The organism is Rubrobacter marinus (assembly GCF_011492965.1).
In the GTDB taxonomy this organism is placed as follows: domain Bacteria; phylum Actinomycetota; class Rubrobacteria; order Rubrobacterales; family Rubrobacteraceae; genus Rubrobacter_F; species Rubrobacter_F marinus.
In genome coordinates, this window is the sequence record NZ_CP045121.1 from 1,637,201 (window position 1) to 1,658,505 (window position 21,305).

Consider the following 21,305-nt stretch of genomic DNA (forward strand, 5'->3'; position numbering starts at 1 on the left):
AGGTGCCGTAACCTCCTCTACTCCGGTGGCCCATGGACGGGATCGGAGAGCTCCACTTCCCGAGTGGGGAAGACCGGGCCCTCGACGCAAACGAGCTTGTACCCGTCCCCGTTGCGAAGCCGGGCCGGACACCCCTTGCAGTAGCCGACGCCGCACCCCATCTTGGACTCGAGGAAGACGTACGAAGGGAACCCGTGGGAGACGCCGAGGGCTTCCGCCGCCCGGGTGAGCCGCCACGACCCGCACCCGTAGACCGCGTCCACGCGGTATCCCTCGCACTCTCTCGCCAGGGCGTCCGTCACCAACGCTTCGTCCCCGTCCTCGTCGTCCACCCTGACGCGAACCGGACCGAGCGCGGCGAACCGGTCGTGGCCGAAGACGTAGTCGCGGGTGCGCGCCGAGAGGTACGCGCGGACCTCGCCGCCCTTCGCGACGATGTGCTCCGCCAGCGGAAGGAGCGGCGTGATGCCCACGCCCCGGCCCACGAGCGCGACGCGCCGCCCCTCGAAGTCCTCGACGACGGGCCGCCCGAGCGGTCCCGTGACGCGGGCGATCTCTCCGGGATGGGTCCTGGCTATGGCTCGCGTGCCCGGGCCCTTGATCCGGTAGAAGATCTCCATCCGACCGGAGGCGACGTCGTAGGAGAGCGGCGCCATGGCCCGGGGCAGAAACGGCTCGCCCTCCCAGGTCCGCAACATCACGAAGTGACCGGGGCGCGCCGCCGCGACCACGCCGGGGGCCTCGATCACCACGCGCCCGATGTCGCCGTTCTCGGGGCCCACGACCCCGTTCTCCACTACGACGCCGTCCTCTATCTTCCAGTCCGTGTTGACGGGTGTCTCCGCCACCAACCGCTCATCCCCTCCGCAGCGTCGCTGCCCCGACCGTGGCCGAGGCCTCGTCGACGACCACCCGCAGCGTCTTTACCGTCTCGTCCCACCCCTCGAGCAGCCCGGGCGTCGGGGCCACCACGGTCAAGCTGGCGACGGGCCGGGATCTCGCGTTGAAGACCGCCGCCCCGACGGCGCTGACGCCCACCTCCAGCTCCTCCATGCACGTCGCGTAGCCCCGGCGCCGCGTCTCCGCGAGCTCGTCCAGGTAGGACGCCACCGTGACCGTCTCGACGAGGGTCCGCGGATCCTCGGCCACCGCCCGCTTCACGAGGGGGCGCACCGATTCCTCGGGCTCGTAGGCCAAGATCGCCCTCGCGCCGGCGGCGGAGAGCACGGGGATGCGGCTCCCGAGCTGCACGTAGAACTGCGCTTTCCTCTCCGGCCGCTCGACCGCCACGCAAACGAGCTCCCCGTGGTCCAGGACCGTCATGTACGAGAAAAACTGGGTCTCCCGGCTCAGCTGCCGGACGAACCCCCGCAACGGCGCCAGCGAGGTGGGGCCCTCCAGGTACTTGCCCGCCCAGAAAGCGGCCCGAGGCCCGAGCCTCCACCGCTTCGAGTCTTCCTCCTGGACGACCAGCGCGTACTCCTGTAGTCCCTCCAGGATGCGGTGCGCCGTGCTCTTGGCCAGGCCGGTCGCGAGGCAGAGCTCGGTTATCGACGCCCCCGCCTCGTGCGCATCGCTTATCGCGTCCAGCAAAGCGACCTGTCTCTGGATCCCCTGCATCAATCCCCCACTCGAACTTCGAGTTCCGTTCAGTAGAACTCGGTTCCGTTACTATGTTACACTGGTCCCCAAACCGTTGGCAACTCGCGGAGGATTTGGGGGCGCTTTTGAGGCTTACGGTAAGGAACGGCACCGTGGTGACGCCGCAGGGGAGTTACTCGGCGGACGTCGAGTGCGAGGACGGGCGCATAACGGCGCTCGTGGCGGCGGGTGAGTCTTCCGGGGCGGACGAGGAGATCGACGCGAGCGGGCTGCTGGTGTTCCCGGGCTTCATAGATCCGCACGTCCACTCGCGCGACCCGGGTCTCACGGAGAAGGAGGACTTTGCCCACTCGACGCGCGCTGCGGCCGCGGGGGGCGTAACGACCATCTTCGAGATGCCGAACGCGATACCGCCCGTGAGCGACGTCTCCGTCTTTCGGGAGCGCGCCGAGCAGCACGCCCGCGTGGCGTTCGTGGATTTCGGCTTGTGGGCCATCTCGCTCGGGAGGGAGAACCTCGGGGAGGTGGCCGCGCTCGTGGAGGAGGGGGCGGTCGGCGTCAAGCTGTTCTGGGGTACGCGCTGCATCGTCAGACCAAGCAGCTCGTCTACAACCTCGCCGACGAGCCGCCGGAGAACCTGATCCTCCCGCCCGGCAACGGGGACGTGCTCGATCTCTTCGAGGCCATCGCGAGGGCCGGGGGCTTCTGGCGGCCCACTGCGAGGACCGCGAGATCGTGGAGGCCTCCCAGCGGGCGCTGGGGAGGGGCATCGAGGACTACGACGACTTCCTGGCCAGCAGGCCCGACACGGCCGAGGCCGCCACGATAGCCCTCGGGCCGAGCTCGCGCGGGCGACGGGGTGCCGGTTCCACGTCGTGCACACCAGCTCTGCGCGCGGGATCCAGATCGTGCGGGAGGCACAGAGGCGGGGCGTCTCCATAACCGCCGAGACCTGCCCGCACTACCTGACGCTCACCGACGAGTCGTACCACTCGGTGGGGCCGTCCATGAAGATATACCCCCCATCCGGCGCGCCCACGACCGGGATGCGCTCTGGGAGGGGTATGGGACGGTACGGTAAGCTCCCTGGGCTCCGACCACGCCCCGCACACGATAGAGCAGAAGCAGAAGGACCTGGCGACGCAGCCCGCCGGGGCGGTCGGGTGGAGACGATGGTGCCGGTGATGGTGAACGAGGTGCTGGAGGGGCGTATGTCCGCGGAGAAACTGGCGTGGGCGCTCTCCGAGGGGACGGCGCGCCTGTACGGGCTCTATCCGCGCAAGGGTTCCGTACGCCCCGGCGCGGACGCGGACCTGACGCTCGTGGATCCGGCGGGGAGACGGTCGTGCAGAACGAGCGGTTGCACTCCAAGCACCCGTTGAGCCCCTGGAACGGGCCCGGCTGCGCGGGGCGCTCAGGGCCTCCGTCCTCCGCGGGAGCGTCGTAATGAGGGACGGGGAGCCGGTCGGCGAACCGCGCGGCGAGCTCGTCCGGTCGTCGCGCGAACACGAGGCGGCAGTACCCCGTGGATAGTGCGTTGGAGGCGCCGGACCTTGCACCGCTCGTGTCCTCGGCGACCGAGCTGAAGCTGGACGAGGTTCCGCAGGACGTTCTGGATCACGCGGTCCGGGTGTTCGCCGATACCGTCGGCGTGGCTATAGGCGGAGCGAAGCGGCCGGAGATCGCGGCATACGTCGAGGGCGCCGGCGGGCTCTTCGGGCCTCTCGCCCGCGGTGGGGCCAGCCTGCTCGTCCCAGGGTTTCCGGGGGCGGAGCCCGCCGATGCCGCCTTCGTCAACGCGACGGCCGGGACGTTCCTGGATCTGGACGAGGGTTGCAGGCCGACGGGCCACCCGGCGATGCACGTGGTCCCGGCCGCGCTGGCCGCGGCGCAAGCTCTGCACGCGACGGGGCGCGAGCTGATCGCCGCGGTCCTGGGCGGCTACGAGGTGACGGCGCGCCTGTTCGAGGCCTACAAGCTGACGTATCCTCTCCACCCGCACGGGCACTTCGGCGCGGTCGGCGCGGCGGTCGCGGTCGCCCGCCTCGCGGGCGTGGACCCGGTGGAGCCGGCGGCCGTCGCGGCGACCCTGCCGCTGTTGCCCGTGTGGCAGCCCTGCTTCGAGGGTGCCACGGCCCGCAACGCCTACACCGGGAGAGCGGCGAGTTTGGGGCTAGACGCGAACCGCATGGCCGCCTCCGGGTTCACCGGCTCGCGCGAGGCTCAAAGGGAGGCCTTCGGGGGGCTGGTGGGCGCGCTAAGTCGTCCCGAGGCGCTTGACGCGCCGTTGGACCCCGACCGGCTCCGCATCACGCGCAACTACATGAAGCTGCACAGTGCCTGCGCGCTCAGCCACTCGGCGCTCGACGCGGTGTTCGCTCTCGGTCCGCTCCCCGTGGAGGAGGTGTCGCGGGTGGAGGTCGAGACGGTCTCGAACAACCTCAAGATCTCGCGCCAGGCGCGGCCCAACGACCTGTCGACCCGCTTCTCCACCCAGTACGCGGTCGCCGCCGCCATGATCCACGGCCACGCCAGGCCGGAGGCGTTCGAGCCGGACGAGCGCGTCGCCGAACTCGCCGGACGCGTCGAGGTCCGCGCGGCGGAGGACCTGGAGGACTCCTGGCCCGATGCCGCCCCGGCGCGCGTCACGGTCCACACGCCCTCCGGCGTCCTCACGGAGCGGGTGGAGAATCCGCACGGGCACCACTCCGACCCCGCGCGACCGGATGAGCTGCGCGCCAAGTTCGAGGCTCTGGTGGGAGGAGAGGACCCGGGTGTGTTGCACGACAGGCTGCTCGGGGTGGCCGAGGTGGGGGACGTCGCGGAGCTCTTCGAGGGGGCCGCGTGACCTCGTGGCGGGGGCCGGCGGTGCAGGAGGAAGAATGAGGGGCGCGTGCGCCGCGGGATAGACCTTCTGTCGGAGAACAGGCTGCGCCTCTCGCGCGAGGAGGCCCTGGCGGAGCTGCGGGCGGACATCGTGCGGGCGGCCTACGTGGAGGGCGACTTCGTGTTCGCCAGCGGTCTGCGGCGGGGTTACTACTTCGACAAATACCTCTTCGAGACCCGGCCCGCGATCCTGCGCCGACTGGCGCGTTTTCTCGCCGAGCTCGTTCCGGAAGGTACCGAGCGCCTCGTCGCCCCCGCGCTCGGGGCGGTCGCGCTCGGGACGGCGATCTCGCTCGAGTCCGGGCTCCCGCTGGCCATCGTACGCCCGGACCCCGAGCCGGGCTCGCCCCGGGCGATCGAGGGCGAGCTCTACGCGGGCGAGAACGTCGCCCTTATCGAGGACGTGGTGGTGACCGGGGGGCGCGCGCTTCGGGCGATCTCGCGCGTTAGGGAAGCGGGCGCGAACGCGCGCCATGCCGTCGCCGTCCTGGATCGTCGGGAGGGCGCCGAAGAGCGCTTTGCTGAGCACTCGGCGAGCTACGCCTACCTCTTCACGCCTGAGGATCTGGGCATTGACTAACCGGCCCGGGGAGCCTGCAGCGGGAACGAAGACGGCGATTTCGAGCGACCCGGAGCCGCGTTACGTAGACAGGTTTTTGCGCGAGCTTGCCGAGATCGGGCCGGACCCCCGCGGCGGTTGGACCCGCCTCGCCTTCGGCCCGGAGGAGCGGGAGGCTCACGCGCTGTTCGGGCGCTGGGCCGCGGACCTGGGGCTCCGCGTGCGGACGGACGCCATCGGCAACACCTTCGCCGAGCTTCCGGGCGAGGGGCCCGCCCTGCTCGTCGGCTCTCACTTGGACACCGTGCCGCGGGGCGGAGCCTACGACGGTGCGGCCGGGATAGCGGCGGCGCTCGAGGTGGGGCGGCTGTTGAAAGGCTCCGGGGCCTGAGCTCTCCGTTCGGGGTCGTGGTCTTCAGCGGGGAGGAGGGCGCCCGCTTCGGCGCGCCGTGCATAGGGAGCCGCGTAGCCACCGGCGCGTTCACGGCGGCGACGCTGCGGGAGTTGACGGACGGCGAGGGACGCTCCGTGTCCGAGTGCGCTTCCTCCGTCGGCCTGCGCCCGGAAGACAGCGCCGAAGCCGCGTGGGAGCCCGGGTCCGTCGCGGCTTTTTTGGAGCTGCACATCGAGCAGGGGCGCGTCCTGGAGAACCGGGGCAGACCTCTAGGCGTGGTGGACGCCATCGCCGGCAGCACGCGGGTAGAGCTCGAGTTCTCCGGCCGGCCCGACCACTCCGGGGCTACGCCGATGCCGATGAGGCACGACGCCCTGGCGGGGGCGAGCGAGTTCGTACTCGAGGCGGAGCGGCGCGCGCTGGCCCTGCGGACGACGGTGGCCACCGTCGGCCGGATGGAGGTGGACCCCGGCTCCGTCACCACGGTGCCGGGGACCGCGCGTCTCGCGCTCGACGTGCGCGACGTGGACTCGGAGCGGCAGCGTGACCTCGCCGAAGAGTTGCTCGACCGCGCGACGCGCATCGCCTCTCGCAGGGGCCTGGAGCTCTCGGCGACCTTGCTCTCGGACCAATCCCCGGTGGTTCTGCACAAGCCGATCCGCGAGAGGCTGGCGCGCGCGGCCGAGGTGAGCGGGACGGACTTCTGCGTCCTCCCGAGCGGCGCGAGCCACGACACGGCCCACGTCGCCAAAGTCGCGCCGAGCGGCATGGTGTTCGTGCCGAGCCACGAAGGCATAAGCCACTCGCCGCGGGAGTGGAGCGATGTGGAGCACATAGCTCGAGCGGCCGGGGTTCTGGCCACGGCCTTGACGTCGCTCGATGCCAGAAAACGCGATTGAGGTCGCAGGCCGCGTGGGGGAGGGGGCGTCGTCGCGACTCGCCAAAGCTGCAACGGGCTTGCAACCTGTCGATGAGAGCCCGGCCTGGAGTCCGAAGAGGAGGTAGAGAGAAGTGAACGACGGTACTGTTGAGAACGGTGTGCTCTTCGAGAGGGTAGGTATGATCACGGAGGGCGGAGAGGTACGGCGGAGCAACCCGCTTGCGAGCCCTGCGAACTTCAGAGAACTCGCTGCCAGGTTGCTCGAGATCGTGGACCAGCCCTTCGATCTGATAGTGGTGCGCGACCTGTTCGGCGACCGAGTACTGGGCTACGAGCTGGCGCTGCTCTCCGGGAAGCCCGTAAGCGTCAGCTACGATCGGGAGGGCGTCATCGCCTTGCAGACCGGGACGGACGCGGCGCAGGGAGAACGGGTGCTCATCGCGGCGGATACCCATTTCACGACGCAGAGCATCCAGGCGGCGGCGAGCGGCGCCGAACAGGCGGGTATGAAGGTCGTCGGGGCGGCGATTCTCTTGCAAACGGTGCGTGGCGAGTACCGCTTCCCCGTCTGGGCCCTCGAGAGGACGGTTTAGGCCCGGCGCATCGTTCTGCTGGCGCAGGCGAAAGCGGTACCGCCGCTAGACGGGATCTCCGTGCCGATGCCCGCGTCGCGCGCCTTTTTCAGCACCTTCGCGGCGCAGACCAGGTCCTCCAGGGCGAGCCCGTGCGACTCGAACAGGGTGATCTCCCCTTCCGTGCGTCGTCCGGGGCAGCGCCGACGACGACGGCTCCGAGCTCGTGCAGGCGACCCCAGTCGAAGCCGTTGGAGATGAGGTCTCCGCTCTCCAGGCGCGCAACCTCGGAGGAGTCTGCCACCACCAGATCAGCGCGCTGCAAGGTGGTCGCGTCGAGCTCGCGCTTCCCCGCGAAATTGGATCCGGCGGCGTTGATGTGGGCACCGGGCTTGAGCCAGGCGCCGTCGAAGAGGGGGTCGGCGGAGCCGGTTATGGTGACGAGCACGTCGGCGGCGCGCACCGCCTCTTCCGCTTCGGCTGCCTCGACCCCTACGCCCAAGGCCTCTCCCATCTTCGCGACGAACCGGTCCCGCCTCTCCTCCGAGCGGCCGACCACGAGCACCCGTTCGAGGTTCGGGAGCACCCGGGCGAGCGCCGCTACCTGGCTCTCCGCCTGCCAGCCCGCCCCGAAGACGGTGAGCACCCTGCTCTCCGGCCGCGCCAGGCGCCTCGTCGCGACGGCGCTCGCGGCCCCGGTCCGCCGCTGGCCGAGGGTATCGGCCTCCAGGATCGCCTCCAGCCGGCCTTCGGGAAGGCCGTAAAGCACGAAGGTGCTTGTGGAGCTTTGCGTCACGTCCGAGCGCACTATCGGGTAGCTCTTGATCCCCATCGCGCCGAGGGTAGGAGCGATCGCCCACATCGCGTTGAGGACCGCGCCGTCAGCCTGTGCCCGACCGCGCGGGTGATCGACGGCCTCGCCGGAGCCGAGCATCCCGAAGGCGTCCTCCACGGACGAGATGGCGTCGGGCAGAGGCAGGAGCTGCCCCACCTCTGCCTCCCGCAGGAAGAGCGCCACGTCAGGGGCGCTCCCGCGCGCAGCCCGACGCTCCGCGGCTGGTTGCTGCGGGAACGATCATGCCGTGGAGCGGGCGACGATGCTGGCCGCCGCGCGGCCCGCGCGACGCCCGAACACGGCCCCGGACGTGAGGCCGCTGCCGCCGGGGTAGTTGTGGTAGAAGAGGCCCCCGACCAGTTCACCGGCCGCGTACAGGCCCCCGATCGGACGCCCGCTCCGGTCCAGCACCCGCGCCTCGTCGTCGACCCGCACGCCTCCGAAGGTGAAGGTTATGCCGCAGGTCACCGCGAACCCGTAGAACGGCGGGCGGTCGATGGGCAACGCCCAGTTGGACTTTGGCGGCTCGATGCCCTCGGTCCGCTTGCCGTCCTTCACCGACGGGTCGAAATCATCCCCCGGCACGACGGCCGCGTTGAATTCGTCGACGGTGCGCCGTAGCACCGGCGGGTCGAGATCCAGCTTCTCGGCGAGCTCGTCGATGGTCTCCGCCTCGTAGCGGGATACCCCGGGCGCCGTGTACTCGTCCTGCCTGAGCAGCAGCTCGGTCTTCGCGTCGAAAAGCTGGTAGGCGAGGGCGCCCGGCTGGCGCAGTATCTCCGCGCCGTACTTGGCGTAGGTGTAGTTACGGAAGTCCGCGCCCTCGTCGATGAAGCGCTTGGATTCCCTGTTGACCACGATCCCCAAGGGGTAGGACTGCTTGGAGAAAAGGTTCGTCAGCTCCCAGTCCCCGGTCGGGGGTGCGGCGGCGTCCCACGCTATGGAGTGGCAGCCGCTCCAGTTGCCGTAGGGCTGGGCGCCGGCGTCGATGGCCATGCGCAGCACCTCTCCGGTATTGTGCTGCGTACCCCGTACCCTGGCCACGTCCCACTGCGGACCCAGGTAGGCTGCGCGCATCTGCGGGTCGGACTCGAAGCCCCCGCCGGCGAGCACCACCGCGCCGGCCTCTATCTCCGACCTGCCGTCGGGGCCCTGGCAGATCACGCCCCGAATGGAGCCGGCGTGGTCCTTCAACAACCCCACCACCGGCGAGTCGTAACGGATCTCGACGCCCTCCTCCTCGGCGGCGCGGACGTGCTGCTCGATGAGCCCCTTACCGCCCCCGACCGTGCCGAGCACCAAGCCACCCCAGAAGCGCCGTTTGCCGCCGACCTCGAAGGACTGGCGGTCGTACATCAGCCTGAAGCGCAGGCCCTTCTCCTGGAGCCACCGCACGGTGTCGGTCGACTCGTGAACCATTATCCGGGTCAACTCGGGGTCGCAGCGCCCCTCCGTTACGCGCCGCATATCGGCCATGAAGGCCTCGGGCGTGTAAGGATCCAACTCCGTTGCGGCGGCCTGCTCGTCGGAGAGATCGTCGAGCAGGGGGCGTAAGTCCTCCAGCCCGTTGTGCGTCGTACGGATGGCGCCCGCCGTAAAGTAGCTGTTGCCCCCCATGGCCTCGCGCGGCGCCTTCTCCAGCACCAGCACGCGCCCTCCTTGCTCGGCCGCAGCATGCGCCGCCGAGAACGCCGCGTTGCCGGCCCCCACGACGACCACGTCGTACCTCTTCTCCGCCATGATCCTCCTAGAAAATCGGTCAGTATTGAGAACGTATCATTCGGAAAAGGCCTCGACGGGGTCCTCTCCCACGGCAAGGGCGACCATCAGGCGCAGCCTGGCCTTGAGCGGCCCCAGCGTGCCGGCCGGGACGAGCCCGATCGAGCGCAGATGGCTCTCCGAGCCGACGCCGCCGTAGGTCTCTTCGAGCACCGGCCCACCGGCGCACCGGCTCGCCAGCACTACCGGAAGGCCACCTTCGACGGCCTTTTGGAGAGACTCTGCCATGGCGGGAGGCACGTGACCGCCGCCGGTACCGGCGATCACCAGACCGTCGGCTAAGGCCGCCGTCGCGTCGACGAGGGCGCCGTCGGCCCCGGCCGAGACCCACACGAGTTCGACCCTGCCGGACAGCTCGTCGGGGACACCCAGAAACTCCGACCGGACGGAGTCGACGTGCAGGCGCACCCTTCCCTCGAGGACCGTCCCGACCGGCCCGAAGGACGGCGAGGCGAAGGCGGCCACGCGCGAGGTGTGGGCTTTGGTGACCCACCGGGCCGCGTGTACCTCGTCGTGCATGACGACTACCGGTCCCAGCGCCGCCGCCTCGCGGGTAGCGGCGACCCGCAGCGCGGCCAGCAGGTTCGCCGGACCGTCAGAGCCGGGCACGTGCCCCGGGCGCATCGCGCCCGTCAGGGCGACGGGCACACCGATATCCAGCATCAACGCCAGGGCGTAGGCTGTCTCCTCCATCGTGTCGGTGCCGTGCGTGACGACGACCCCTTCGCAACCTTCTCGCACGCCTTCGCGGATTTCTCGCGCCAGCGCGTGCATGTCCGGCGGCGAGATCGCGCGGCTGGGCATCTGCCTCACGTCGGCCACCCGGACCTCGGCCAGGTCCTCCGCGCCCGGCGTGGAGGACAGGAGGTCGGCGGCCGTCTTCGCCGGCGCGTTCCGCCCCCGCTCATCGGGGACCCCGGCGATCGTCCCGCCGAGCGAGACGAGCAACACCTGCGGACGCGTGCTCACGCCGGTCCCCCGAGGGTGAGGTGGACGCCGAGGGTCTCGTGACGGTCGCGCGACGCCGTACCGGGGCGAGCCGAAGCGGGGGTACCGCACGGTAGCTCGGAGGCGGGGCGGTCGGGCGACGAACGCATCGTAATGTTCTGCGGAGGAGAATTCACCTACAAGCTCCGTGCGAGGGCCGGGTGTGGTCGGTCCCGCGTCAGCTGACCGTAGATGCTCAGGACGCTCCTTCGCTGGAATTGTTCGATCAGGTCGTCCGGGTAGCCGGCGTAGGACGCGGTCGCGGTGTGTATCTTGTCCTCGAACCCGATGCGGTCCGCGGCCTCGTCTGCGGGTATCCCCGCCCGTGCGGCCTCCCCGACGCGCCGGACGAGGTCCCGGGCGTGATCCCGGAAGGTCTCGACCGTCTCCTTCGTCCCCACCTCGCCGTGTCCGGGCACCAGAAACTCGAAGTCGAGGCCGGCTATGCGGTCCAGGGCCTCGAACCAGGCTCCCACGTCCGCGTCCTGGAAGGACGGCAGGCCGGCCTCGCAGACGTTGTCGCCGCTGAACAGCACCCCTCGCTCGGGGAGGTAGGCGACGAGGCTGTTGCCGGTGTGCCCCGGCAGGTGCATAAGCTCCACCGTCACATCGCCCAGGTGCAGTTGCATCCCATCTTCGAACGTGACGGTCGGCAGCCTCAAAGCCAGTTTCGGCATTACGTCGAGGCCCTTCGGGTCGATGACGGAGAGGAGGTCGCGGACGTAACCCCACGAGGGGTACTCCTCGGCCATCCTGCGTCTGGTGACGCTGTGCGATACCACCTTGCCGGGCAGCAGAAAGTTTCCCAGGGTATGGTCTATGTGATGGTCGGTGTGGACGAGGTAGGAGGTCTCGCCGAACTCGGCGGCGGTGTCCCGCCAGCGCGCCGCGTCGGTCGGCTTGTGCGGGGCGTCGATCAAGACGGTGCCCTCATCGGCCAGGATGATGGAGTTGTTCGAACCCAGGTTCCCCGTCTCCACGAAGACGCCGGACGTTATCTGTTCCATGAACCGTACCCGCGTCCCTCTTCCGACACGCCTAGAACACCTTCCCGATGAACCCGACGAGGTTTTGGACCCTCAAGGGAGCGAACACCTCGTAAAAGACGGCGTCCTCGCCCAGCGTGCGTCCGTGGTGGGAGACGCCTTTCGGGATCACCGCGACGTCGCCCTCCGCCATCTCGTACTCCTCGCCGTCGATCGTCATCTCCATCCGTCCGGAGAGCATCAGGATCACCTGCTCCGCGTCGTCGTGGCGGTGGTCGGGCGTGGAGGCCGGATGCACCCACCGGATGCGGTTCACGCCGACTTGTAGACCGGCCACGGAGGTGCGATGGTTGTTCGGCAAGACCTCCACCTCGGGGAACGACCCCCAACTCTTCACGAACAAAGCCTCATCTCCCCTGCGCCCGAGCAGGGTGCTCCCCGGCGGCGCCAGGGGACGCCGCCGAGTGCCGCTGGTTTCGGACCCCGATCACGAGCCGGCCGTCTCCTCGCTCCGGCTCGCGGTGAGGCGTCGTTCGTCCGTCTGGTCCGAACCCTCGCGGAGCATAGGGGTCTCCGTGGCGAGGTATACGGAGACGAAGCTTACGAGGCATATGGCTACCACGTAGATCGAGATCGCCCACGTGCTCTGGCCGGCCCACGCGAAGAGGGCGGTCGCGATAAACGGGGCCGTGCCGCCGAAGATCATCGTCGCCAGGTTGTAGCCGAGAGCTGCGCCGCTGTAGCGGACGCGGGTGTCGAACAGCTCGGGGATGAAAGCGGACTGCGGGGCGTAGGCCGCGGCCTGGAAGACGGAGAGCGCGAGCACCATCGCCAGCAGTATCACCGGACCGCTGCCGGTATCCACCAGCCAGAAGTAGGGGAAGGAGAAGAGGGCCATCGTTATGATGCCCGCGATGATCATCGCACGTCTACCGATGCGATCGGAGAGCGCGCCGAAGAGCGGTATGGTGAAGAAATAGACCAGGGCGACCAGGAGTTGGTACGTCAGCATCGTGCCCTGGGACTGGCCCAGCTGCGAGACGCCGTAGGAGACCGTGAAAACGGAGACGGTGTAGAAGACCACGTTGTTCGCGCCCGACGTTCCAGCGGCCAAGAGTACGTTCTTGGGGCGCGTGCGGAACACCTCGACGATGGGCATCTGGGCCTCGGCGCCGGCCTCCTTGAGGCGAGTAAACGCCTCGGACTCGGCGATCTGGAACCGGATGAACGTGCCTACCGCGATCAGGACGATGCTCGCAAGGAACGGGATGCGCCATCCCCAGGCGGCGAACTGCGCCTCGGTCATCAGCTGCGACACGGCGGTGATAACGGCCGCCGAGATTATCAGGCCGCCTGCGGCCCCCATCTGCACCGAGCTCGCGTAGAAGCCCCGGCGGTTCGGGGGGGAGTGCTCGGAGACCATCAACGCGGCGCCGCCCCACTCGCCGCCGAGCCCGAGGCCCTGAACTATGCGCAAGACGACGAGCAGGATGGGCGCCCAGATACCGATGGTCTCGAAGCTCGGGAGCAGCCCGATCAGGAACGTCGCGACGCCCATCAGCAGCAGCGTGACCACGAGCATCGTCTTGCGCCCCAACTTATCGCCGTAGTGCCCGAAGATCACGCCGCCCAACGGGCGGGCGAAGAAGCCTACCGCGAAGGTCGCGAATGCCGCGAGCGTCCCCGCCAGCGGGCTGAACGCCGGGAAGAATAGCTGGTTGAACACCAGCGCCGCGGTCGTCCCGTAGATAAAGTAGTCGTACCACTCGATCGTGGTCCCGACGAGGCTGGCCAGGGCCACCTGCTTTACCGAAGAGGTGTTCCCTTCGTGTTCTCCGCCTAACCTTTCCATAACGTTCCCTTTCCCTCGAAGTTTGGAGTTCGGACAGGCCTTACGTTTCCGAGAGGTACCTCTCTTCCGTCTTGCGATACTGCGCCAGGTTGGTGATCCTGTTGCGCTCTTCCATGCTTACGATCTTGTCCGTCACCCCCGTGCTGTCGCCGTGATCCGCGAGGTGCGTCAGTACTTGCTGCATCGATAGCACGGCCGCGCGCATCGCCAGGTTCGCGTAGATCACCATCTGGTACCCCATCTTCTCCAGGACCGCGGCGGGTTGAGGCGGGGTCTTGCCGCCCTCCACCATGTTCGCGACGAGAGGACCGGGGACCTCCCGGGCGACGGTCTCGAGCTCCTCCACGCTCCGCGGGGCCTCGACGAAGATCATGTCGGCGCCTGCCTCCCGGTAGGCCAGGGCGCGGTCGATGGCGTCCTCTAGGCCCGTCACGGCCCGGGCGTCGGTGCGCGCGATGATCACCAGATCCTCGTCCCGGCGGGCCTCCGCCGCCGCGCGAACCTTGTTGACCATCTCCGTTTTCGACACGATCTGCTTCCCCTCGAAGTGGCCGCACCGCTTGGGCGTGACCTGGTCTTCGAGCTGCAGCCCGGCGGCCCCGGCCCTTTCTAGCTCCTGGACCGTCCTCACCACGTTGAGGGCGTTGCCGAAGCCGGTGTCGGCGTCTGCGACGATCGGTACCCCGACGGCCGCCGTTATGTAACGCACCTGATCGACGAGCTCGCGCGAAGACACGAGCCCCACGTCCGCGGCCCCAAGCTGGGTGTTGGAGACCCCCGCCCCGGAGACGTACACGACGGGGAACCCCGCCTCTTCGATGAGTATCGCCGTCAGGGCGTTCGGCGCCCCGGGGGCGATGAGGAGGCGGTCCTCGGAGATCAACTCCCGTAGCCTCGCGGCGCCGCTCACGCCTTGCTCTCCTGCGCGACGGCCTCGCCGCTGCCGGTCGGCAGCCCTTCGAGGAACGAGACGACCTCGTCCGTGGTCGGGACGTCCGCGTACTTCTGGCTCATGTCGAACAGGTTGATCGCGTGGCTCGCCTCGCCGCGATCGTAGACCGCGTCTTCGGGTACGATCACCCGGAAGGCGTAGGAGAAGGCGTCGGTCACGGTCGCCCGCACGCACCCGCTGGTGGTGCAGCCCGTCACGATCAGGGTGTCCACGTCGAGGTCGTTGAGGTAAGTCATCAAGGGCGTGCCGAAGAAGGCGCTCGCGTAGCGCTTGCTGACCACGACGTCGCCCGGCTCCGGCGCGATCTCCTCGACGATTTGCGTCCCGCGCTGGCCTATCCTGTGCTCCTCGCTGTCCATGCCCGGGATCTTGTCTTTCCAGCGGCCGGTGTCGAACCTGTCTTTTCGCTCCACGACGGGGTAGAGGACCGGCACGCCTTTGGGACGCGCCGCTGCGAGGAGTTCCCCGATCCTGTCGACGGCCGCCCAGCCGCGGTCGCCGACCGCGGTGGGGTACGCGTCCATTGCTTCCAGGATCGGGCCTCGAGCCTCGCCCACCGTCCTGTACTGCACGTCGATGACGAGGATCGCCGGCCGGCTGCCGAAGCCGGAGCTGCTGCCGAAGCCGGCCTTCTCGTAGACCCGGCGGTCGACATCGGTTATGTAGTCGTCCCAGATTCGCTTCTCCATCGTCTACGCTCCTACCTTCGCTCTGTGCAGATAACGCCCCCAACCGGGCTTTCCCTTCAACGAGCCGTCGCCGTAGATCACGTCGCCGCGCAGGATCGTCGTGACGGGCCACCCCTTGAGCTTCCAGCCCTCGTAGAGCGAGAAATCGCAGTACGAGCCGAGGGCTTCGGCCCTCACCTGCCGTTCGAGGTCCAGGTCCACGAGGGTGAGGTCCGCGTCGCTGCCCACCCGTATCGCGCCCTTCTTCGGGTACAAACCGTAGATCCTGGCCGGGTTCTCGCTGGTTAGCTCGGCGATCCTGGCCAGCGGCAGGCCGCGCCGGTGGTGGCCCTCGCTGAGGAGGACGGGTAGCAGCGTCGCCAGCCCGGGGAAGCCGGCCGAGGCCTTCCAGATGCCTCCTTCCTTGTGCGACGACCGGCGCGGCACGTGGTCGGAGCCGACCGTCTGGATGCTCCCGTCCGCCAGGCCCTCCCAGAGCGCCTCGCGATCCTCCTCCGTGCGCAGCGGGGGGTTCACCTTGGCGAGCGTGTCGGTGCCGTCGTCCGACACGTGCGTGAGGTAGTGCGGGCAGGTCTCGACGTAGTAGCCGTCGTAGCGGTCGCGGAACCGGCGCACCTCTTCCAGGCCGAGGGCGCAGCTCAGGTGGGGGATGTAGAGGGTGACGCCCGTCTGACGGGCTATCCTGAGGGCCCGCGCTATGTTCTCGGCCTCCACGAAGTCCGGCCTCGACTCCATCCAGGCCTTGAGGTCCTCGCGCCCGTCTTGCATGAGACGCGGCCGCAAGCGCCAGACTATCTCGATGTTCTCGGGGTGCGTGGCGACCACCCCGTCGAATTTCCGCGCTATGTCGGAGAAGAAGTCGTACATAAGCCCGTCGTCCACGCCCTCGATGCCGAGGTACTGGCCCTCGTCGCCCCGGAAGCTCATGAAGAACTTGTAGGAGGTGACGCCGTATTCGTCGGCGTAGCGGTCCAGCTCGGCGCGCTGCTCGTCGGTGACGGCCCCGAAGTGGAAACCGACGTCCACGTACGACTGCGACCCGACCTGATCTCGGTCCTGCTCGAAGAGGTCCGCGTAGGGGGTGGACTGGAAAAGGTAGGTCAGCACTGTGGTAACGCCGCCGATCGCGGCGGTCCTGGTCTCGGTCAGGTACGGTTCCGGGGAGTCGCCCATGGTCAAGTGCGTGTGGGGGTCTACGAGCCCCGGAAATACGGTCAACCCGCCGGCATCGATCGTCTGGTCCGCCTCGAGCGCCTGCCCGGGATTCAGTACGCCCGCTATCTTGCCGTCCCGCACCGCAAGGTCGGCGGCCACCACACCCTCGCCGGGCAGCACGACCCTTCCGTTCTTGACCGCTAGATCCGCCCTCACTCTTCCTCCCCGCCTTGAGTCTCGGGAGAGGCCACGAGCGCGGTGAGCACGGTCTCCCTTCCCTTCTCGATGTGCCGCCTCATGCACGACTTCGCGGCCTCGACGTTACCGTCGCGGAGCGACTCGTATATCTCCTCGTGCTCGCGAACCGCCTGCATACCGCGCTCCTGACTCGTCCGGGTGCTGAGGAACCGGTAACGGTCTATGTGAGGCTTCAGCTGTCCGAGCGTCCAACTCGTTATCTCGTTCTCGGCGATCTCGAGAAGTACGTCGTGGAAATCCCTTCCTCCTTCGGCCACCTCCTCGACCCGATCGACCGCCGATCTCATGCGTTCCAGGATCTCCTCCAGGGTCGCAAGCTTGGCAACCGTCATGTTGGCTGCCGCTTCTTCGACGGTTAGTTCCTCGAGGGACGCGCGCACCGCATACAGGTCGCGTGCCTCTTTCTCCGAGAGGCCCCGCACGTACAACTTGCCGTTTTGGCCCCGCTCGATGAGCAGGTCGGATTGGAGGCGTTGCAGGGCCTCGCGCAGAGGGGTGCGGCTCACCTCGAGCTGCGTGGCCAGGCTCGTCTCCGAGAGCCAGGCGCCGGGCCTCAGCCCGCCGCGCACGATCGCTTCGAGGAGGGCATGGTAGACCCAGTCTCGCGTGGCCATGTGCTCGAACCCGGACGACCTGAGGTCGGGGAGGATAACCTCCCTGCCAGCATCCCTACGCATCGGCATCACCTGTTGCTCCTCATCTCGAAAGCGGGGCTCCGTTCTTCGGCGGCCCTCAAGAGCTCGCAGAGCGACCGAGGCCCGTCCGCCTCTTCCAAGCTCTGCACCGTCCGGAGCACCCGCTCCACGTCGCGGGTGCCCAGCGTGCGCCGGGCGTTGTCCCGGAACTTCCGCAAGATCTCCTCTTCGGGCATCGGGTTCCGGGGCCCCCCGCGGTTGACCTCGACGTCCCTGGACAACACGTCGCCACCCCTGGTGGTGACCTCCAGGCTTCCGGGGAAGGTTTCCGGGTAACGAGTATCCGGGTCTGGCTCGTACCGCACGCGCTGGGCCAGCCCGAGCAGCGATCGATCCGCGACGTTGTCGCGGGAGAAGGTATCCAGGCCTACCTCGCCGTGGCGGAGCATGGCGGCTACGGAGTAGGGGAGGCTGAACCTGGCCTCGTAGCCGCTCTGTGGCGACGCTTTCGCTTCTCGAGGCTCGCATACCACCGGCACGATCTCGGGTGCGACGCGGCACACCACCTCCTCGACGTCCTCGGCCTTCAGGCCCTCCGAGACCAGCTGCGCCGCGCAATCGAGGAAGGCGTGGTTGAAGTGGCAGCACGGGTACGGCTTGTAGGACAACTCGGTCGTGTACCACCGCTCGCCCACGTCGCGGTACAGGTCGTGCAGCGGCAACTCTTCCGGAGCGCGGTCCGTGTAGTTGCTGTAGAAGCCGAAACGTCCCTCGAACACGGTCTTCGGGCCAGAGATGCCGGAGCGGGCGAGTCTGGTCGCGACGATGCCGCTGTGCGCGGCCCAGCCCGGGTGGACGCTCTTCACCGAGGCGCCGCCGACGACGTACTCGAAGAGCCCGGAAGCCATGCTCCCCGCGATGCCGAGCGCGGAGGCCAAACGCTGCGCGGAGAGCCCGGCGAGTCGCCCGGCCACCAGAGCGGAGGCGAAGCCGCCGCAGACCCCGGTGGTGTGGAACCCGCGCGCCTGGAAGGCGCCGGGCGCGACAAGGCCCAGCCGGATTATCGTCTCCCACCCCAGCACGAGCGCGGTCAGCAGCTCCTTGCCATCCACCGCATACTCCTCCGCCGCGGCGAGGACGCTCGGCACCACCACGGAGCTGGCGTGGATTATCGAGCCCGTGTGGGTGTCGTCGTACTCCAGCCCGTGGATCAGGGTGCCGTTGACCAACGCGGCCGAGGGGACGGGTAACCGCTCGTAAGCTCCGATCACCGTCCCCTCCTCGCCGGCGCCGAGAGATCGGGCCGCTCGCACGATCTCCTCGCCGGACTCGACGGACGCCGCGGCGAGGGCGACACCCAGAGCATCCAGAAGGTGCAGCTTGGCCTGCTCTAGCACCTCTTCCGGAATATCTTCGTAGGAGAGCGACAACGCCCTCTCCGCGAGCCTCTCGGCGATGGTGCTCATGCTCAGCCTCGCTTCCCGGCCGAACGGCCCGCATGCTCGCCGGCGATCTTGCCCCACCCGAGGGCGGTCAACAGCCCGTTACCGGACGAGTACCCCCTGCCGCCGTCGGCACCCGAGATCCCCACGGCCACCCCGCCCCCGGCGTACAGGTTCTCTACCGGACTTCCGTCGGTACGCAGGGGTTGGGCGTTGGTGTTTATCCGCAAGCCTCCCTGGGTGTGGAAGAGACCCGTCGAGGCCCGGGCGACGTGCAGCGGGAACCGGAGCGGTGCCGCTCCGAAATCCTTCCTGCCGAACTCGTCGACCCCCGCCTCGGCGGCGGCGTTGTAGCGGGCGAGCGTCTCCTCGAGGTCGTCCCGTGGCATGTCGTGGAGGGCCGCCAACTCGTCCACCGTGGCCGCTTCTTTGACGAACCCCTCCTCGACGAGGCCCCTGAACCGGGGCTCGCGGTCCCGGACGGACTCCATGATCCGCTGGTCGAAGATCACGTAGATAGGCCCGTCGGTGTGGCGCTGTACCTCCGGGACGAACGCGGAGTACCCGCTGGTTTCGTCCCCGAAGCGGCGCCCGTCGCCATCCACGACGATCCCGCCCTTCTCTACCGTGGTCCAGGAGACGAGTATCCCGTTCTCGCACACCGCCGCGTACCCCTGATACGCCCCCATGTGCTCGACGGCGGCCCCCAGCCCCTCGCCCCATGCGATCCCCTCGCCGGTGTTGCCCGGGGCGCCGAAGTAAGGGGCGTCCGCTATGTCCGGGCAGTACCGCAGGAGCATCTCCCTGTTGGCCGCGAACCCGTTGGAGGCCAGGATCACCTTCTTGGCTTCGACCCGCAGCTTCTGGCCTGCCTCCTCTGCCTCCACGCCAACGACGCTCCCGTCGTCGGCGGTCAGCAGTCTTTTCACGGGCATCCCAGTCTTCAGGGAGACCCCGAAGTCTTTTATCGCCTGCCGCAGGTCTTTGACGAGGTCTGCCCCCTCTCTGGAGGCGGGGGCATGGAGCCGATGCACGGAGTGGCCGACGTGCATGTAGTCGGTCACGAGGTACAGCTCCACCCCCAGGTCGTCGACCAGCCAGTCGATCAGCCCACTCGATTCCCTGGCCAGATGCAAAACGAGTTCCCCGTCGCTCTGGTAACCGGTCTGGCGCATGATGTCCTCGGCCATGGCCTCGGGGAGTCTTCTACGCCGGCCGCCGCCTGAAACCGTGTGTATGAGCCGGGTACGGAGCCGGTGCTCAGGGCCGCGTTCCCCCCACGTCCGGCTCTTTCTCCAGCAGGAGGACCTCCGCCCCTGCTGGCGGGCCGCTATGGCGGCCGCCATACCGCAAGCGCCGCTCCCCACCACGACCACGTCCGTCACTAGGGCGCGCTCTTCGGGCGCCATCAGGCGGCCTCCTTCACCAAGCGGACGAGGTCCCGGACGAGCAGGTCTTCCGGCATACCGAGGATCTGGTCCGCCAGCCCCCTCGCTCCTTGGGGGCGTACCGTCGCGCCGGCCACCTCGACGAACTTCTCCACAAGCTGGCACCGGGAGAGAGGCCTGGAGGGATCCCCCGTTGCGGTGGCGCAGTACGCCGTATCCTCGGAACCGTCCCTGAGGCGCACGGTGATCCGCGACGGGCGGTCTTCGGGCCACTCCTTTACCTCCTCGATCGGCCGTAACTCCACGGCATCCGACAAGGCCCTGACCCCGGGATCTTCTATGCTCGCCCGCGTGAAAGCCGAGGGACCCCCGGTCCCATACGCGAGCCCCGCCGCCACGGCGTGCGGCAGGGAGAACTTGGCTCCCAGGGTGGTCTCCGGGCGCGCCACGTCGAGCGAGAGCCCCTTGGGGTGGGTCTCGACGACGATGCTCTCCACCTCCCTCGCCCATTCCAACGCTTCGTGGCGAGCTCGCAGCTCCAGCAGGGCGTCGATGGTCGCGTGCGCGTACTGGCAGCAGGCGTACGGCTTGTGGTAACCGGACTCGATGGCGTAGTTCTCCCCTAGCCCGTTGCTCAGGGCGCCTTCTTGCCACTCCCCCTGAAGCGCTGTGCCGAACACGTCGAGAGGTGAGCTAGGAAGGCCAAGGATTCCGTCCATCGCCAGCTCGGAAGCCATGATGCCCAAGCGCGCCCCCGCCCCGGTCCATACGTTCCGAACCAATGCGCCCCCCGTAGCGTGGTTGTAAGGGCTCGCTATGGCGAAAGCCGACGCCGTCTGAATCGTCCGCAACAACCCGGAGGAGGAGTATCCCCTGGCCTTCGCCACCGCGACCGCGGCGCCTACCGGGGAGAAGGCACCGTGCGGATGTATCGCCAGCGGCGGGAAAGACCAGGCGTGCGCGAACCTCGCGGCGATCTCGTAGCCGACCACGAGGCCCTCCAGCAACTCACGGGCCGTAAGGCCCTCGCTCTCGGCGACGGCTAGCAGCGCGGGAATGGCGTAGATCCCCGCGTGGCTGGTAGCAAGCCTGTAGCCCTCGTCGACCTCCAGCCAGCAGCCGGCCATGCCGTTGAGCTCGGCCGCGCCGAAACGATCGGTCATGACGAAACCGGGCGCGAGGACGGTGGCCTCGTGCCGGCCTCCTACGCCCAGGTACCGCCCCCGATAAGCCTCCAGTTCCGCCTCGCCCGCCGCGCCGAGCACGGCACCCAGATCATCAAGCAGGACCAGCCGCGCCCTGTCGAGCGTCCACGCCGGCAGGCTCGCGTACCTCAGGTCGGCGGCCCACTCCGAGAACTCGAACAACTCTCGCCGTAGCTCGGGCCGTGTAGCAGATGTCGTCTCCAAGTCCCTTCCCCCAACGTCTCAAGGAGTTTGGCAACGTCTTGCGTG

22 protein-coding genes are annotated in these 21,305 nt (G+C 68.6%); 7 read left to right on the forward strand and 15 right to left on the reverse strand.

Annotated features, from left to right (window positions below; translation table 11 throughout):
• Positions 1 to 17: 17 nt before the first annotated feature.
• On the reverse strand, positions 18 to 848 hold the full coding sequence (locus tag GBA65_RS08315) for an iron-sulfur cluster-binding protein (protein ID WP_166396172.1): 831 nt from the start codon (positions 846 to 848) through the stop codon (positions 18 to 20).
• A gap of 7 nt (positions 849 to 855) precedes the next feature.
• Positions 856 to 1,593, reverse strand: a complete 738-nt coding sequence (locus GBA65_RS08320; RefSeq protein WP_166396173.1) for an IclR family transcriptional regulator — start codon at positions 1,591 to 1,593, stop codon at positions 856 to 858.
• Positions 1,594 to 1,727: 134 nt separating this feature from the next.
• Between GBA65_RS08320 and GBA65_RS08325 the strand changes: the two genes are divergently transcribed.
• From GBA65_RS08325 to GBA65_RS08355, 7 genes are all read left to right on the forward strand, one after another.
• Entirely contained in the window at positions 1,728 to 2,243 is a 516-nt protein-coding gene (locus GBA65_RS08325) for a dihydroorotase (RefSeq protein ID WP_166396174.1), read from the forward strand.
• Between the two features lie 531 nt (positions 2,244 to 2,774).
• Positions 2,775 to 2,984, forward strand: coding sequence for an amidohydrolase family protein (locus GBA65_RS08330; RefSeq protein WP_228281938.1), 210 nt, complete (start codon positions 2,775 to 2,777; stop codon positions 2,982 to 2,984).
• A 143-nt stretch (positions 2,985 to 3,127) separates the two neighbouring features.
• Complete coding sequence (locus GBA65_RS08335; protein ID WP_166396176.1) at positions 3,128 to 4,450, forward strand: MmgE/PrpD family protein; 1,323 nt, start codon at positions 3,128 to 3,130, stop codon at positions 4,448 to 4,450.
• A 45-nt stretch (positions 4,451 to 4,495) separates the two neighbouring features.
• Positions 4,496 to 5,068, forward strand: coding sequence for an orotate phosphoribosyltransferase (locus tag GBA65_RS08340; RefSeq protein ID WP_166396177.1), 573 nt, complete (start codon positions 4,496 to 4,498; stop codon positions 5,066 to 5,068).
• Between the two features lie 76 nt (positions 5,069 to 5,144).
• Complete coding sequence (locus GBA65_RS08345; RefSeq protein WP_166396178.1) at positions 5,145 to 5,438, forward strand: M28 family peptidase; 294 nt, start codon at positions 5,145 to 5,147, stop codon at positions 5,436 to 5,438.
• Between the two features lie 17 nt (positions 5,439 to 5,455).
• A complete protein-coding gene (locus GBA65_RS08350; RefSeq protein ID WP_166396179.1) occupies positions 5,456 to 6,340 on the forward strand; it encodes a Zn-dependent hydrolase in 885 nt (294 codons plus the stop codon).
• Between the two features lie 112 nt (positions 6,341 to 6,452).
• On the forward strand, positions 6,453 to 6,914 hold the full coding sequence (locus GBA65_RS08355; RefSeq protein WP_166396180.1) for a hypothetical protein: 462 nt from the start codon (positions 6,453 to 6,455) through the stop codon (positions 6,912 to 6,914).
• 88 nt (positions 6,915 to 7,002) lie between these two features.
• On the opposite strand, the gene GBA65_RS08360 is transcribed toward GBA65_RS08355, so the two are convergent.
• The 13 genes from GBA65_RS08360 to GBA65_RS08420 form a co-directional block, all read right to left on the reverse strand.
• Positions 7,003 to 7,911 carry an ornithine cyclodeaminase family protein gene (locus tag GBA65_RS08360; RefSeq protein ID WP_166396181.1) on the reverse strand — a complete coding sequence of 303 codons (909 nt, stop codon included), beginning with the start codon at positions 7,909 to 7,911 and terminating at the stop codon, positions 7,003 to 7,005.
• A gap of 57 nt (positions 7,912 to 7,968) precedes the next feature.
• Positions 7,969 to 9,468: an FAD-dependent tricarballylate dehydrogenase TcuA gene (gene tcuA / locus GBA65_RS08365; protein ID WP_166396182.1), complete on the reverse strand. Its 1,500-nt coding sequence runs from the start codon at positions 9,466 to 9,468 to the stop codon at positions 7,969 to 7,971.
• A gap of 36 nt (positions 9,469 to 9,504) precedes the next feature.
• Positions 9,505 to 10,476, reverse strand: coding sequence for an asparaginase (locus tag GBA65_RS08370; protein WP_166396183.1), 972 nt, complete (start codon positions 10,474 to 10,476; stop codon positions 9,505 to 9,507).
• A gap of 155 nt (positions 10,477 to 10,631) precedes the next feature.
• Positions 10,632 to 11,501: an MBL fold metallo-hydrolase gene (locus GBA65_RS08375; protein WP_166396184.1), complete on the reverse strand. Its 870-nt coding sequence runs from the start codon at positions 11,499 to 11,501 to the stop codon at positions 10,632 to 10,634.
• A gap of 31 nt (positions 11,502 to 11,532) precedes the next feature.
• The gene (locus tag GBA65_RS08380; RefSeq protein ID WP_166396185.1) at positions 11,533 to 11,877 is read right to left on the reverse strand and encodes a cupin domain-containing protein; all 345 of its coding nucleotides are present in this window, start codon (positions 11,875 to 11,877) and stop codon (positions 11,533 to 11,535) included.
• Positions 11,878 to 11,967: 90 nt separating this feature from the next.
• Positions 11,968 to 13,332, reverse strand: coding sequence for an MFS transporter (locus GBA65_RS08385; protein ID WP_166396186.1), 1,365 nt, complete (start codon positions 13,330 to 13,332; stop codon positions 11,968 to 11,970).
• A 40-nt stretch (positions 13,333 to 13,372) separates the two neighbouring features.
• The gene (locus GBA65_RS08390; RefSeq protein ID WP_166396187.1) at positions 13,373 to 14,242 is read right to left on the reverse strand and encodes an isocitrate lyase/PEP mutase family protein; all 870 of its coding nucleotides are present in this window, start codon (positions 14,240 to 14,242) and stop codon (positions 13,373 to 13,375) included.
• Entirely contained in the window at positions 14,239 to 14,973 is a 735-nt protein-coding gene (locus GBA65_RS08395; RefSeq protein ID WP_166396188.1) for an isochorismatase family protein, read from the reverse strand. The genes GBA65_RS08390 and GBA65_RS08395 overlap by 4 nt, the downstream gene beginning before the upstream one ends.
• Before the next feature lie 3 nt (positions 14,974 to 14,976).
• On the reverse strand, positions 14,977 to 16,344 hold the full coding sequence (locus GBA65_RS08400; RefSeq protein WP_166396189.1) for a dihydroorotase: 1,368 nt from the start codon (positions 16,342 to 16,344) through the stop codon (positions 14,977 to 14,979).
• Positions 16,341 to 17,069, reverse strand: coding sequence for a GntR family transcriptional regulator (locus GBA65_RS08405; protein ID WP_228281940.1), 729 nt, complete (start codon positions 17,067 to 17,069; stop codon positions 16,341 to 16,343). The genes GBA65_RS08400 and GBA65_RS08405 overlap by 4 nt, the downstream gene beginning before the upstream one ends.
• Positions 17,069 to 18,487, reverse strand: coding sequence for an MmgE/PrpD family protein (locus tag GBA65_RS08410; protein WP_166396191.1), 1,419 nt, complete (start codon positions 18,485 to 18,487; stop codon positions 17,069 to 17,071). Before GBA65_RS08410 ends, GBA65_RS08405 begins: the two co-directional genes overlap by 1 nt.
• 2 nt (positions 18,488 to 18,489) lie before the next feature.
• Positions 18,490 to 19,872 (reverse strand): FAD-dependent oxidoreductase, encoded by a 1,383-nt coding sequence (locus GBA65_RS08415; RefSeq protein ID WP_166396192.1) that lies wholly within the window; start codon positions 19,870 to 19,872, stop codon positions 18,490 to 18,492.
• Positions 19,872 to 21,218 carry an MmgE/PrpD family protein gene (locus GBA65_RS08420; protein WP_166396193.1) on the reverse strand — a complete coding sequence of 449 codons (1,347 nt, stop codon included), beginning with the start codon at positions 21,216 to 21,218 and terminating at the stop codon, positions 19,872 to 19,874. Before GBA65_RS08420 ends, GBA65_RS08415 begins: the two co-directional genes overlap by 1 nt.
• Between the last annotated feature and the right edge of the window lie 87 nt (positions 21,219 to 21,305).

Excerpts from the sequence above, each read along its gene's own strand:
- GBA65_RS08330 (WP_228281938.1), top strand. The coding sequence starts at position 2,775 with ATGGTGCCGGTGATGGTGAACGAGGTGCTGGAGGGGCGTATGTCCGCG.
- tcuA (WP_166396182.1), bottom strand. The coding sequence starts at position 9,468 with ATGGCGGAGAAGAGGTACGACGTGGTCGTCGTGGGGGCCGGCAACGCG.
- GBA65_RS08375 (WP_166396184.1), bottom strand. The coding sequence starts at position 11,501 with ATGGAACAGATAACGTCCGGCGTCTTCGTGGAGACGGGGAACCTGGGT.
- GBA65_RS08385 (WP_166396186.1), bottom strand. The coding sequence starts at position 13,332 with ATGGAAAGGTTAGGCGGAGAACACGAAGGGAACACCTCTTCGGTAAAG.
- GBA65_RS08395 (WP_166396188.1), bottom strand. The coding sequence starts at position 14,973 with ATGGAGAAGCGAATCTGGGACGACTACATAACCGATGTCGACCGCCGG.
- GBA65_RS08405 (WP_228281940.1), bottom strand. The coding sequence starts at position 17,069 with ATGCCGATGCGTAGGGATGCTGGCAGGGAGGTTATCCTCCCCGACCTC.
- GBA65_RS08410 (WP_166396191.1), bottom strand. The coding sequence starts at position 18,487 with ATGAGCACCATCGCCGAGAGGCTCGCGGAGAGGGCGTTGTCGCTCTCC.
- GBA65_RS08415 (WP_166396192.1), bottom strand. The coding sequence starts at position 19,872 with ATGGCGCCCGAAGAGCGCGCCCTAGTGACGGACGTGGTCGTGGTGGGG.